This is a genomic window from Pseudomonas sp. F-14 TE3482 (assembly GCF_053629455.1).
In genome coordinates, this window is sequence record NZ_JBRJII010000001.1 from 5,173,165 (window position 1) to 5,185,577 (window position 12,413).

Genomic DNA, 12,413 nt, shown 5'->3' on the forward strand with positions numbered 1-12,413 from the left:
ACTTCTGCGGACTTCGGCCTGAATATTGCATTTTTATGACTGTTTTATGACAAATAGCAGTCGGGTAACTCATGAAAGTACGTGCCACGGTCATTTGCGAACAGGATCGACATATCCTCCTGGTGCGCAAGCCCAAGTCTCCCTGGACCTTGCCCGGCGGAAAAGTCGAGCCTGGCGAAACCGCTGCGGACGCGGCCATGCGAGAGCTTTACGAAGAAACAGGACTTGGGGTCGACGGCCTGCTGTACCTCATGGAGCTGGAAACAACCAGCACTCGGCACCATGTGTACGAAGCGTCGGTCGTAAATCTGGCGGTGGCTCGTCCACAGAATGAAATCTTCGACTGCATCTGGTATCCGCTGGAGGCCGTCCACAACCTGAAAATAAGCGACGCCGCGCTCAGAATCGTCAAAGCGTTTCAGCGTCGCTTGTAGATCGCAGGTATTCAGGCCTTAGCCGATGTCATCTGCAAGCTTTTCAGCCCAGATCGCCGCCTCCGACCGGCATGATCATCCCGGTGATGTAAGAGGCTTCGTCGCTGGCCAGAAACAGGATAGCGCTCGCCTGCTCATCCAGCGTGCCGTAGCGCTTCATCAAACTGCTGTCGAGGGTCTGGTCGACAATCTGCTGATACCAGAGCTTTTCCTGCGCGCTCTGTTGCGCGGTGTTGCGTGGGATCAGTCGCGGTGGCGCCTCGGTGCCACCGGGGGCGGTCGCGTTGACCCGCACGCCACGACCGGCCGTTTCGAACGCCAGGCAAGCGGTCAGCGCATTGACCCCGCCCTTCGCCGCACCGTACGGCACGCGATTGACGCTACGGGTGGCAATGGACGAGACGTTGACGATGGCACCGCTGCCTTGTTCGAGCATGAACGGCAGCGCGGCATGGCAACACCATAATGTCGGAAACAATGATCGGCGAACTTCGGCTTCGATCTGCGCCTCTTCATAGTGCTCGAAAGGCTTGGCCCAGATCGTGCCGCCAACGTTATTGACCAGCACGTCGAGGCGACCAAAGCGTTCGACAGCGGTGCGCATCACGCGCAAGCATTCGCTGTATTGCTCAAGGTCGGCGGTCAGGGCAAGTACCTGGCTGCTCTGCCCCAGTTGTTTCTGGAGCTCGAACACCAGATCAGAGCGGTCGACCAAAATCAGTCGCGCACCTTCGGCGGCCATGCGTTCAGCCACACGCCGGCCGATGCCTTGGGCGGCACCGGTAATCAGCGCGACTTTTTCGTGGAATCTGTTCATGTGTACCTCGTGATGAAGGATGCCGGCCAGTTAGTTCTGTGGGAGCGAACCAGGTAAGTTAAAACGCAGAACCTGTGGCAGCGTGGCTTGCCCGCGAAGAACGATGACGCGTAATGCCTGAAAAACCGCGGTGCATTCTTCGCGGGCAAGCCACGCTCCCACAGGATTTTCATCGCTCCCTCCAGCCCGGCTCAGGCCGCGCTGGCGGCAAATTTCTCGTAGTAGAAGTTCGCAGGCGCAATGCCTTGTTCGCGGATGAACTGGCTGACCGCTTCGACCATCGGCGGCGGGCCGCACAGGTAGACGTCGACATCGCCATCGTTCAAATGCCGTGGCTCGATGTGTTGGGTCACGTAACCCTTGAGCGGGTGCCGGCTGTCGGGATTGGCCACGCAGGCACTGAAGCTGAAGTTCGCAATTCGTGCGGCGAAGGCTTCGAGTCGATCGAGTTCCACCAAGTCGAAATCGTTGGTCACGCCGTAGATCAAATGCAGTGGATGCTCGCTGCCCTGTTCGGCGATTTTTTCCAGCATCGCGGTGAACGGCGCCAGGCCGGTGCCACCGGCCAGCAACAACAATGGACGGCGGATGTCGCGCAGATAGAAACTGCCCAACGGTCCGGCCAGGCTCATGCTGTCACCGGCCTTGGCCATGCCGGTGAGGAAACTGCTCATCAAGCCGCCGGGTACGTTGCGAATCAGAAAACTGACTTCGCCGTCCCGCTGCAACGAGCTGAACGAGTAAGCCCGAGTCTGCTCGCTGCCGGGCACCCCGAGGTTCACATACTGCCCCGGCAGGAACGCCAGCTTGCTCAGGGCTTCGCCCTTGATCGACAGCGCGATGGTGCTGTCGGACAACTGACGCACGGCGCTGATGGTGGCGTCGTAACTGGCCTGACGGGTGCGGCAGACATCCGATGAAACCGGCACCCGCACCACGCAATCGCTCTGCGCCCGCATCTGGCAGGTCAGGACAAAACCCTGTTGCGCTTCGTCGGCGCTGAGGGCGTCTTCGATGTAGTCCTCGCCCAAATCATAGCGGCCAGCCTCGGCGAAGCACTTGCAGGTTCCGCAAGCGCCGTCGCGGCAGTCCAGTGGAATATTGATGCCCTGGCGATACGCGGCATCGGCCACGGTTTCGCCGGCGTTGGCATCGATGAATCGGGTGACGCCGTCTTCGAAATTGAATGCAATGGAATGAGTCATGACGCCGCCTCAGAGGTGGTAGACATCGATGACCTGGCGAACGTAGTCGTTCTTCAGGATCACTTTCTTGGCCTTGATCAACGGGTTCTCACCGCGCACATCCAGGGTGTAGAAACTGCTGCCGAAATAGCTGTCGACGGTCTTGTAGCGAAAGCTCAGGGTGTGCCAGTTGAAGCGCACCTTGCATAGCCCGTCGGCCTGTTCGAGCAGCTCGATATTGCTGAGGTTGTGCGAGGTGCGGGTGTCCGGCACGCTGGCACTGGAACGCTCGGTCTTGATGCGGAAGATGCGGTCTTCCAGGCCGGTGCGGTTGCCGTACCAGATCAGCGAGATTTCCCGCTGCGGGTCTTCTGTCAGCTCGTCGTTGTCATCCCAGGACGGCATCCAGAATGTCGCGTCCGGCGCGTACAACTCCAGCCAGTCGTCCCATTGTTTGTCGTCGAGGTAGCGTGCTTCGCGGTAGAGAAAATCGCGCACCGCGTCATAGGTAATGGTCATTGCACGGCCTCCACTGCAATCAGTTCGGACTGCTCCGCGGCCAACGCCTTGAGCATCGTTTGCTGCCAATACTTGTGTTGCAACACGAACAGGCCTTCGTCCTCGGTACGCACGCCGCTGAGTAGCGGATGCAGGTCGATTTCCTTCGCCGCGTCATCAGCGCCTTCGACCCAATGTTCGGCGCCACGGGACATGTCGTTCCACGTGGTGACGCTGCCCTGGTAACCCGTCTGGCAGGAGCGAAACTCTTCCAGATCATCCGGGGTCGCCATCCCGCTGACGTTGAAGAAGTCCTCGTACTGACGAATCCGGCTCGAACGGGCGTGGTCGCTTTCGCCTTTGGGGGCGATGCAGTAAATGGTGATTTCGGTGCGGTTGACCGAGATCGGCCGAGCGATGCGGATCTGCGAGCTGAACTGGTCCATCAGGTACACGTTCGGGTACAGGCACAGGTTGCGCGAGTTCTCGATCATCCAGTCGGCGCGAGCCTTGCCGAAATCCCGGGCCAACTCGTCGCGACGCTCGTACAGCGGACGGTCCTCGGGGTTGGACCAACGGGTCCAGAGCAGCATGTGGCCCTTGTCGAAGGAATAGAAACCGCCGCCCTGCTTGGCCCAGGTGCCGGCGCTCATGGTCGGATTGCAATCGCCGGCTTCGCGCTGTTTGCGCTGGTTCTGGGTCGCCGCGTAGTTCCAGTGCACCGAGCTGACGTGATAACCGTCGGCACCGTTTTCGGCGGTGAGTTTCCAGTTGCCTTCGTAGATGTAGCTGGAGGAACCGCGCAGCACTTCCAGGCCATCAGCGGACTGGTCGACGATCATGTCGATGATCTTCGCCGACTCGCCCAGGTGCTCAACCAGCGGCACGACATCGGCCTTGAGGCTGCCAAAGAGGAAGCCGCGATAGGATTCGAAACGCGCGACTTTGGTCAGGTCGTGGGAACCTTCGCAATTGAAGCTCGCCGGGTAGCCAGCCGCTGCCGGGTCCTTGACCTTGAGCAGCTTGCCGGAGTTGTTGAAGGTCCAGCCGTGGAATGGGCAGGTGTACGAACTCTTGTTGCCGGTCTTGTGCCGGCAGAGCATCGCGCCACGGTGGCTGCACGCATTGATAAAGGCGTTCAGTTCACCGTCCTTGTTGCGCGCGATGAAGATCGACTGACGCCCCATGGTGGTGGTGTAGAAATCGTTATTGTTGGGGATCTGGCTTTCGTGGGCGAGGTACAGCCAATTGCCTTCAAAGATGTGTTCCATCTCGAGGTCGAACAGCCGCGGATCGGTGAACATCTCGCGCTTGCAGCGATAGATGCCCTGCTCAGGGTCTTCTTCAAGCAGGGAGTGAAGGTATTCGGGTCGCAGGGACATGGCCGCCGCCTCCATTGTTTTTATTCAGGCAGGGCCATGCTAGGACGCGGGGATGGGGCGGACTATCCGCCGGGTGCAGACCTGTATCCGTTTTGTGCAGAGAGCGGTCGGTGGTTGACGCTTGCCAATGTGGCGAGGGAGCTTGCTCCCGCTGGGCTGCGAAGCGGCCCCACTCTCTTCCTGAAAGAATGGGACTGCTGCGCAGTCCAGCGGGAGCAAGCTCCCTCGCCACAGGTTACTTATCGCAACCTATTCAATGACGGCGCTTGAGGGTGTCGGAAGGCAATTCGCCGAACTGTTTGCGGTAGCTGTCGGAGAACCGGCCCAGGTGCAGAAAGCCGTAATCCATGGCCACTTGCGTGACGTTGCGCACGTTGCAGGTCGGGTCGCTCAGGTTGGCGTGAATGCGTTCGAGCTTTTTCTGCCGGATGTAGTTTTTCGGCGTGTCCCCTGCGTTGCGCTCGAACAACCCATACAGCGAACGCAGGCTCATCCGCGCCTGGCGCGCCAGTTCTTCGCTGTCGATGTCCTGCTTGAGGTTGCACGCGATGTAATCGACCAGCGCCTCGAACGTGGCCGAGGGTGAGCCGGGATCGGTGCGCATGACGTTGGTCTTCATCAGGCCAAGCATTTTGCTGACCACGATTTGCGCATAGTGCTCCTGCACCCTGGGAATCTGTTCGGTGGCTTCCGCCTCCTGGCAAATCATCGCCAGCAGACCGACGAAACCTTCCAGTTCATTGAGTTGATAACGGTTTTCCAGAAACCGTACGCCCTGCCCCGGATACCGCCAGCGCTGCTCTTCGCACACCGACTCCAGCAGCCGCGAGGGGACTTTCAGGATGAATTTTTCGCAATCACTGGAATAGGTCAGATCCACTGGATCGTCAGGGTTGATCAGCAGCAACTCGCCGGGAGCGAAGTAATGTTCCTGACCATGGCCACGCCACAGGCAGTTGCCGCGCAGCAGCACTTGCAAGTGATAGATGCTGTCCAGCGCATGGGACATAACCCGCACGCTGGCGCCGTAACTGATGCGGCACAGGTCGAGGCTGGCGAATTTGCGATGATCGAGGCTGGCCAGCGGCCGGCCGGCCCTGGGCATCCGCAGGCAATGATTGCCGACATGCTGATTGACGTAGCCCGACACCGCGTAGGGGTCGGCATGGTCGAAGACTCTGCTGCGATGACTCAACAATTGCGCTTGCATCATCGGTTCACTCTCATTGTTGTTATCGGTGGCGCCGACATTCTAGGGTACTGGCTGTGATGCAGAAGGCCACGAGATAAACGGTCGGTTATCTCGTGGCCCGGATCAGCTCGCAGTGGCGTCAGTCCTCGAGCGCACGAACCCGTTCGTGGCGTTGCTGCTCCTCAGGCTGGGCAGACGACTGCAGGGTGAAGTCAAAATCGATTTCGGCAAAACGCCCGCTCACGCCATGAGCCGCCGCTCGCTGCGGATCGTCACTGAAGGTGATTTTGGCAATCAACTCATCACGGGTGGCATAGGCGAAATCGTCATGCAGGTACTGATCGCCGTCGAGGTTGATCTGGGTGGTCAGGTGACGATGATCCGGCGCGGAGATGAAGAAGTGAATGTGCGCCGGACGCTGGCCATGACGGCCCAGTTGATCGAGCAATTGCTGGGTCGGACCGTCCGGCGGGCAGCCGTAGCCCGACGGCACGATGCTGCGAAAACGGTACCGGCCCTCGGCATCGGTGACGATACGACGACGCAGGTTGAATTCCGATTGAGTGGTATCGAAGTACGAATAAGTGCCGCCGGTATTGGCGTGCCAGACATCCACCACCGCGCCGGCCAACGGTTCGCCGGCGGTGTTGCGCACTTGGCCTTGCATGAACAGCACCACACCCGGATCGACGCCGTCATCCAGCCGCGCTTCGCCTTCCGACAGTGGCGCACCCGCCACGTACAACGGCCCTTCGATGGTCCGCGGTGTGCCGCCGGCTTTGCCGGCCTGCTCGTCTTCGGCGTCCATCAGCAGGTCGAGGTAATGCTCCAGACCGAGCCCGGCCACCACCAACCCGGCCTCTTGACGCGCACCCAGCACGTTGAGGTAGTTGACGGCTTTCCAGAATTCTTCCGGGGTCACGGCCAGGTCTTCGATGATGTTCACCGAATCGCGCAGGATGCGGTAAATCAGCGCTTTGACCCGCGGATCGCCGGCTTCGTTATGCAGACCGCTGGCGTCTTCGAGAAACTTCTGGGCACTGGCAGTGTGGGAAATCTTGACGTTCATGGTGGTTCCTCATCTTGTAATTATTAGCGTAGCGAACTGAACAGGCTGGGCTCAGCGGTCATCCTCGCGAATGGAAGAAGGATGCCGGCACATCGCGGTGACTTCGATGGCCATGTACGGGTACAGCGGCAATTGCATCAGCAGGTCATGCAGTTCCTGAACGCTGTCGACATCGAACACGCTGTAATTGGCATAGAGCCCGGCGATACGCCATAGATGACGCCACTTGCCTTGCTCTTGCAGGCGCTGCGCCAGGGCTTTTTCGTCGGCCTTGAGCTGAGCGGCGCGTTCCGGGTTCATGTCGACCGGTAAATTCACAGTCATTTTTACGTGAAACAGCATGATGCCCTCCTCAGGCTTGATGAACGGCAGTGGATGTGGTCCTGGAGACTTTGTCCCGACGGAAAAAAGCCAGGCGCTCTTCATCCAGGCTCAGGCCCAGCCCCGGTGTTTGCGGGACGTGCAGTTGGAAATCGCGGTAGACCAATGGCTCGCTGAGAATGTCTTCGGTAAGCAGCAGCGGGCCGAACAGCTCGGTGTCCCAGCCCAGTGTGTTCAGGGTGACGAAGGCATGGGCCGAGGCCAGCGTGCCGATACCGCCTTCGAGCATGGTGCCGCCGTACAGGCCAATACCCGCCGCCTCGGCAATCGCGGCGGTTCGCAACACGGCACGTGGGCCGCCGTTCTTGGCGATTTTCAGGGCGAATACCGAAGCCGCGCCCTCGCGCGCCAGGTTGAAGGCATCTTCCACGCATTCGATGGATTCATCGGCCATGATCGGCGCCGGGCTCACGGTATTCAGGCGCACCATGCCGGCGCGGTTATTGCGCGAGATCGGTTGTTCGATCAGGTCGATGCCGTTGCTTCCGAGGATCCGGCAGGCCCGCAGGGCAACCGCTTCGTCCCAGGCCTGATTGACATCAACCCGCACGCTGGCGCGATCGCCCAGTGCCTTTTTGATCGCAATAACGTGGGCCAGGTCGCGGTTGACCTCGCCTGCGCCGATTTTCAGCTTGAAGATCCGATGCCGGCGCAGGTCGAGCATTTGTTCCGCTTCGGCAATGTCCTTGGCGGTGTCGCCGCTGGCCAGGGTCCACGCCACCGGCAGCGCATCACGAACGCGACCGCCCAGCAGCTCGCTGACCGGCAGGCCGAGGCGCTTGCCCTGGGCGTCGAGCAAGGCGCTTTCGATACCTGACTTGGCGAAGGTGTTACCCCGAATGCTGCGCTCCAGGCGCAACATTGCGGCATTCACATTGCCGCTGTCCTGGCCGAGCAGCAATGGCGCGAAGTGTGTATCGATATTGGTCTTGATGCTGTCCGGGCTTTCGTTGCCATAGGCCAGACCGCCAATGGTGGTCGACTCACCGACACCCTCAATGCCGTCGGCACAGCGCACACGGATGATCACCAGGGTCTGGTTTTGCATGGTGTGCATCGCCAGCTTGTGCGGGCGGATGGTCGGCAGATCGACGATGATCGTCTCGATCGATTCAATGGCAGTTGCACGCATGTCGATACCCGTCAGGTTCTTAAAGTTCTGGAACGGATTCTCGTACGGCTTTTTCCGGGCGGCCAATATAGAATTGGTCTGGCTCGATACCTTAAAGGTATTTAACAAATCAGCGTCCGGAGGCCTCATGGAACTGCGTCACCTGCGGTATTTTCAGGTGTTGGCTCAAACCCTCAACTTCACCCGCGCGGCCGAGTTGCTGCACATCGCCCAACCGCCGCTGAGCCGGCAGATCCAGCAGCTGGAAGACGAACTCGGGGTGCTGCTGCTGGAGCGCGGCCGACCGCTGAAGCTGACCGACGCCGGGCGGTTTTTCCATGAACATTCCACCGCCCTGCTCGAACAACTGGGCAAGGTGTGCGACAACACACGGCGGATCGGGCTGGGCGAAAAGACCTGGCTGGGCATCGGCTTTGCGCCATCGACACTCTATGGCGTGCTGCCGGAACTGATTCGCCGACTGCGCAGCGGTGAGCCGCTGGCGCTTGAGTTGGGGCTCTCGGAAATGACCACGTTGCAACAGGTGCAGGCGCTCAAGGCCGGGCGCATCGACATTGGTTTCGGGCGAATCCGCATCGACGACCCGGCGATCATCCAGACTGTTTTGACTGAAGACCGGCTGGTCGCCGCCCTGCCCGCCGGCCATCCATTACTGGCCGGACCGATCAGCCTTCGTGACCTGGCAAAAGAACCCTTCGTGCTCTACCCCGGCAACCCGCGGCCCAGCTACGCCGACCACGTGATCGCGTTATTCGAATCCTATGGCGTGCATATCAACGTGGCGCAATGGACCAATGAGCTGCAAACAGCGATCGGTCTGGTGGGCGCGGGAATCGGGGTGACGTTGGTGCCGGCCTCAGTGCAGTTGCTGCACCGCGACGACATTGGCTTCACCCCGGTGCTGGAAGACAACGCGACCTCGCCGATCATCCTCAGCAGGCGCGTGGGCGATGTATCGCCGGGGTTGAATCATTGTTTGCAGATGATCGATGAACTGCTGCCGCGCGAAGGTTCGTCAATCAGGCCATGACCCCGGCCAATGCTCGGCGCCCGGCGCGCATTTCGGTGCGAAGTTCGCCGATCAGGTTGGAAATATCGCGGACACTGGTCAACTCGTCGGGCGATACGCCGGTAATCAACAGTTCAATCCGCCCAGTGCTGTGATCGAAGACCTTGATCCGCAATGTTTCATCGCGATTCACGGTGCATTCGCAGGACAACGGTTTGAAACCGGACTCCACAATGCTGCAAAGCTGGGGAACTGGAATCATGACGAGCGCCCTCGGGGACGGTTTTCCGATTGGATCCACTCAGCGTAGATCAACTTCAATAAACCCGCGCCAGCGAACGCTGACAATTAGTGTTAGCTACTTCTCACTTTGAACAATTAATCGCCCGACATCGATCAGTGGGTATCTGCGCCCCATAACCAGTTCCAGATGCCTGGCAACTCAACCGCTTCTGAACTGTCACGGACAGTACGCGCCATGGCCGCCCGTTGCAGCGCTGCCGTATCGTCGTAAAACGCTTTCTGCGCCGTGGCCAGACCGGTGGCACTGGCACTGTCGAGGAGGATTTGCAGGTATTCCCGGGTATGCCGGGCGGTGTAGCGATTCAGGTCGTGAAAGGTCACTACCACCGGAATCACTCCGTCCACCGTCGGCAACTCGCCGAGGGCAATGCGCTCTCGGACTTCGGACAGTTGCCGCAGCATATTGGCCCGACGACGGGGGCTGGCGTTAAAGCCCCAGATCTTGCCGTCATTGGCGCTCAGGTCAGTCAGCAATACGTGCATGCCATGCTGTTGATAGGCCGCAAAGGTGCGCTTGTCGTAGTTCCAGAATGGCGGACGCACCAGGGTCGGCGTGGTTTTGCTGATCGCGGCGATGTCTGCACTGCCATCAGTGAGCGACTGTTCCAGCTCTTCCGGGTCCAGAGAACGATGGTTGGTGTGCCGGCGCGTGGCGGTGTGGAAGCCCAACAGGTGACCTTCGGCGTGTTCGCGACGCATGATCTGTCGACCCGCTTCACTGCCGCCGGCGCGTGAGTCACGGGTCTGCACGAAGAACACCGCTTTAATGTCGGGTTGCAGCGGATTGCGCGCGAGGCTGTCGAGCACGGTGACGGTCGGGTTGTAAAAACCCGACGCGCTGGGCCCGTCATCGAAGGTCAGCAAAAAGCGGATCGGCGCTTGCTCGCGCAGACTTTGTTGCGTCTGCGGCGTCATTTCAATGGGCGCGGCAATGCAGCCCAGCAGGCCGACTGCGATGGCGAACGCGGAGAAAACCTTGACCAGCTGCTTCATGTTTTGCCTTGGACCAGACCTTGCGGTCATCACGTTTAATGGCAAAAACCCCTCGCCCATTCATCCCTCGACCGGCCCGCAGATCGCTGCAAGCCGAGGTTGGATAAGGGTACACAGTGTTTGGTTCCGGGGGGCGTCAAAAGGAGGATGAAGACTCTGTGCCATGTTCTGCAATTGATTGCATTTCAGGCATTGGAAGCTAAAAAGCCCCGCCATCAGTGGCAGGGCTTTTGGCATGTGCAGTTGTCAGGGTTTCAGCGGACGCTCCTGATCGCGGTCCGACAGTTCTTTACCGTCGTCAGGATGCTTCCAGTCCGGTATCGAACGCCTCTGCTGCTCGAGCTCTTCCTCCGTCGGTTCATCGATGTCCTCATCCGGGTCCGGACGCTTTGGTTCAGTGGCCATGTCCACCTCCATTCCTCAAGGGATCAGTCATCTTCCTTAAGCGTAGAACAGTTTCGCCGGGGACGACTCAGAGCCACCACCGCAGCAAAAAGAAGAACCCCATGCTCAACAACATGCTGAGCAAGGTGTTGCGGGTGTAAAGGACCAGGCCCACGGCCGCCAGCGAACTGATCAGGTACGGGTTGTCCCACTGCAGGTTCAACTGCTTGTCGGGCATGAACACGATTGGCCCGCAGATGGCGGTAAGCATGCCCGGCACTGCGAAACCGAGGAACTGCCGGGCATTGCTGCTCAAGCGCACCGGCAGCCGAGGCTCAAGAAATACGTAGCGGTTCAGGAACACCAGCAGGCCCATCCCGATAATCACAGCCCAGACCATCATGTGCGCCCCACATAGAATTTGTTGCAGATAAAGCCTGCGGTCATGCCCGCCAACCCCGACAACACCAGGGCCGAGCCCCATTGCCAATAGCTGAACAGCACCGAACAGAACAGTGAAACCGCCACGCAGACCACCGTCGGAACATTGCGCACCACTGGCGTGATCAAGGCGATAAAGGTCGCCGCGATGGAGAAGTCCAGCCCCAGGTGTTCAAGGCCCGGAATGCTGCTGCCCAGCACAATGCCCGCCAGGGTGAAGAGGTTCCACGCGATGTAGAACGTCAGGCCCACGCCCAGGGCGTACCAACGATTGAACTGCTGTTTGTCATGCTGACTGGTCAGGGCGAACAACTCGTCGGTGAGCAAAAAGCCCAGCCCCACACGCCAGCGGCCCGGCAACGGGGAAATCACTGAACGCATGCTCATCCCGTAAAGCAAATGCTGGGAGGTCAGCAACAAGGTGGTCAACAGAATAGAAAAGACCCCGGCACCGCCCTTGAGCATGCCGATGGCAACCAATTGAGCCGCGCCGGCAAACACGATGCTCGACAGCCCCTGGCCTTGCAGCGGTGTGAGGTTGGCTTCGATGGCCATGGAACCGGCCAGCAACCCCCAAGGCGCGGTCGCCAGGGACAACGGCATGATGGCCGCGGCACCGCGAAGGAATGCACTGCGCGGCATAAGTGAATTGGACATAACGCTCTACAACCAGGGAAAGACTCCAGACTGTGCCAGCAGTCACGGCCCATGGCTTGAACTATCTTGCGCACTTTTGGCGATTATCCGGCGCGAGTACCATGGAGCGATTCACATAACGCGTCAGGGAATCGACATGCTTTACCGAATCGCCGCTGACGGGCTGGTCCTGTCTCACTTGTTGTTCATTCTGTTCGTGCTGTTCGGCGGGCTGCTGGTGCTCAAATGGCACCACCTGGCCTGGTGGCACCTGCCCGCCGCCGCGTGGGGCGTGATCGTGGAAGTTTTCCACCTGACGTGCCCACTGACCGATTGGGAAAACCTCATGCGCCACGCGGCCGGGCAAACCGGTTATGGCGGCGGTTTTATTGAGCATTATGTGTGGCCGATTATTTATCCGGCCGGGCTGACACCCACGATTCAGCTAGGGCTGGGCAGCGTGGTGCTGGCGATCAACGTGCTGATCTACCTGCGGCTGATCCGCTTATGGAAGCTGCGACATCCGACTCATTCAGGGCAATAACCGCTCTGGTTGAG

Annotated in this window: 16 protein-coding genes; 3 read left to right on the top strand and 13 right to left on the bottom strand. The window is 59.7% G+C overall.

Annotation, left to right across the window (positions count from 1 at the left end):
* Positions 1-71: 71 nt before the first annotated feature.
* The gene (locus AB7M26_RS23255) at positions 72-434 is read left to right on the top strand and encodes an NUDIX hydrolase (protein WP_123494217.1); all 363 of its coding nucleotides are present in this window, start codon (positions 72-74) and stop codon (positions 432-434) included.
* 43 nt (positions 435-477) lie between these two features.
* On the opposite strand, the gene AB7M26_RS23260 is transcribed toward AB7M26_RS23255, so the two are convergent.
* From AB7M26_RS23260 to AB7M26_RS23295, 8 genes are all read right to left on the bottom strand, one after another.
* Positions 478-1,251, bottom strand: coding sequence for a 1,6-dihydroxycyclohexa-2,4-diene-1-carboxylate dehydrogenase (locus AB7M26_RS23260; RefSeq protein ID WP_123494215.1), 774 nt, complete (start codon positions 1,249-1,251; stop codon positions 478-480).
* Between the two features lie 191 nt (positions 1,252-1,442).
* The gene (gene benC, locus AB7M26_RS23265) at positions 1,443-2,456 is read right to left on the bottom strand and encodes a benzoate 1,2-dioxygenase electron transfer component BenC (RefSeq protein ID WP_008012365.1); all 1,014 of its coding nucleotides are present in this window, start codon (positions 2,454-2,456) and stop codon (positions 1,443-1,445) included.
* A 9-nt stretch (positions 2,457-2,465) separates the two neighbouring features.
* Positions 2,466-2,954 carry a benzoate 1,2-dioxygenase small subunit gene (gene benB, locus AB7M26_RS23270; RefSeq protein WP_007895555.1) on the bottom strand — a complete coding sequence of 163 codons (489 nt, stop codon included), beginning with the start codon at positions 2,952-2,954 and terminating at the stop codon, positions 2,466-2,468.
* Positions 2,951-4,315 carry a benzoate 1,2-dioxygenase large subunit gene (gene benA / locus AB7M26_RS23275; RefSeq protein ID WP_008072149.1) on the bottom strand — a complete coding sequence of 455 codons (1,365 nt, stop codon included), beginning with the start codon at positions 4,313-4,315 and terminating at the stop codon, positions 2,951-2,953. Before benA ends, benB begins: the two co-directional genes overlap by 4 nt.
* A 253-nt stretch (positions 4,316-4,568) precedes the next feature.
* Positions 4,569-5,528 carry an AraC family transcriptional regulator gene (locus tag AB7M26_RS23280; protein ID WP_123494213.1) on the bottom strand — a complete coding sequence of 320 codons (960 nt, stop codon included), beginning with the start codon at positions 5,526-5,528 and terminating at the stop codon, positions 4,569-4,571.
* A 118-nt stretch (positions 5,529-5,646) separates the two neighbouring features.
* Complete coding sequence (gene catA / locus AB7M26_RS23285; RefSeq protein ID WP_007895548.1) at positions 5,647-6,576, bottom strand: catechol 1,2-dioxygenase; 930 nt, start codon at positions 6,574-6,576, stop codon at positions 5,647-5,649.
* A gap of 51 nt (positions 6,577-6,627) precedes the next feature.
* Complete coding sequence (gene catC, locus AB7M26_RS23290; protein WP_007895545.1) at positions 6,628-6,918, bottom strand: muconolactone Delta-isomerase; 291 nt, start codon at positions 6,916-6,918, stop codon at positions 6,628-6,630.
* Between the two features lie 10 nt (positions 6,919-6,928).
* Positions 6,929-8,089, bottom strand: coding sequence for a muconate cycloisomerase family protein (locus tag AB7M26_RS23295; RefSeq protein WP_185022031.1), 1,161 nt, complete (start codon positions 8,087-8,089; stop codon positions 6,929-6,931).
* 127 nt (positions 8,090-8,216) lie between these two features.
* Between AB7M26_RS23295 and AB7M26_RS23300 the strand changes: the two genes are divergently transcribed.
* Entirely contained in the window at positions 8,217-9,119 is a 903-nt protein-coding gene (locus AB7M26_RS23300; protein WP_123494209.1) for a LysR family transcriptional regulator, read from the top strand.
* Here the strand turns inward: AB7M26_RS23300 and AB7M26_RS23305 are convergent.
* The 5 genes from AB7M26_RS23305 to AB7M26_RS23325 all read right to left on the bottom strand — a co-directional run bounded on the left by AB7M26_RS23305 (position 9,109) and on the right by AB7M26_RS23325 (position 11,876).
* Positions 9,109-9,360, bottom strand: a complete 252-nt coding sequence (locus tag AB7M26_RS23305) for a DUF1652 domain-containing protein (protein ID WP_123494207.1) — start codon at positions 9,358-9,360, stop codon at positions 9,109-9,111. The genes AB7M26_RS23300 and AB7M26_RS23305 overlap by 11 nt on opposite strands.
* 134 nt (positions 9,361-9,494) lie before the next feature.
* Entirely contained in the window at positions 9,495-10,394 is a 900-nt protein-coding gene (locus AB7M26_RS23310; protein WP_123494205.1) for a polysaccharide deacetylase family protein, read from the bottom strand.
* A gap of 246 nt (positions 10,395-10,640) precedes the next feature.
* Positions 10,641-10,799: a hypothetical protein gene (locus tag AB7M26_RS23315; RefSeq protein WP_185022029.1), complete on the bottom strand. Its 159-nt coding sequence runs from the start codon at positions 10,797-10,799 to the stop codon at positions 10,641-10,643.
* Positions 10,800-10,866: 67 nt separating this feature from the next.
* Positions 10,867-11,178, bottom strand: coding sequence for an AzlD domain-containing protein (locus AB7M26_RS23320; protein WP_167331190.1), 312 nt, complete (start codon positions 11,176-11,178; stop codon positions 10,867-10,869).
* Positions 11,178-11,876 carry an AzlC family ABC transporter permease gene (locus AB7M26_RS23325; protein ID WP_007895507.1) on the bottom strand — a complete coding sequence of 233 codons (699 nt, stop codon included), beginning with the start codon at positions 11,874-11,876 and terminating at the stop codon, positions 11,178-11,180. The genes AB7M26_RS23320 and AB7M26_RS23325 overlap by 1 nt, the downstream gene beginning before the upstream one ends.
* Before the next feature lie 136 nt (positions 11,877-12,012).
* On the opposite strand from AB7M26_RS23325, the gene AB7M26_RS23330 reads away from it, so the two are divergent.
* Positions 12,013-12,399, top strand: coding sequence for a DUF2784 domain-containing protein (locus AB7M26_RS23330; RefSeq protein WP_052966899.1), 387 nt, complete (start codon positions 12,013-12,015; stop codon positions 12,397-12,399).
* Positions 12,400-12,413: the final 14 nt, after the last annotated feature.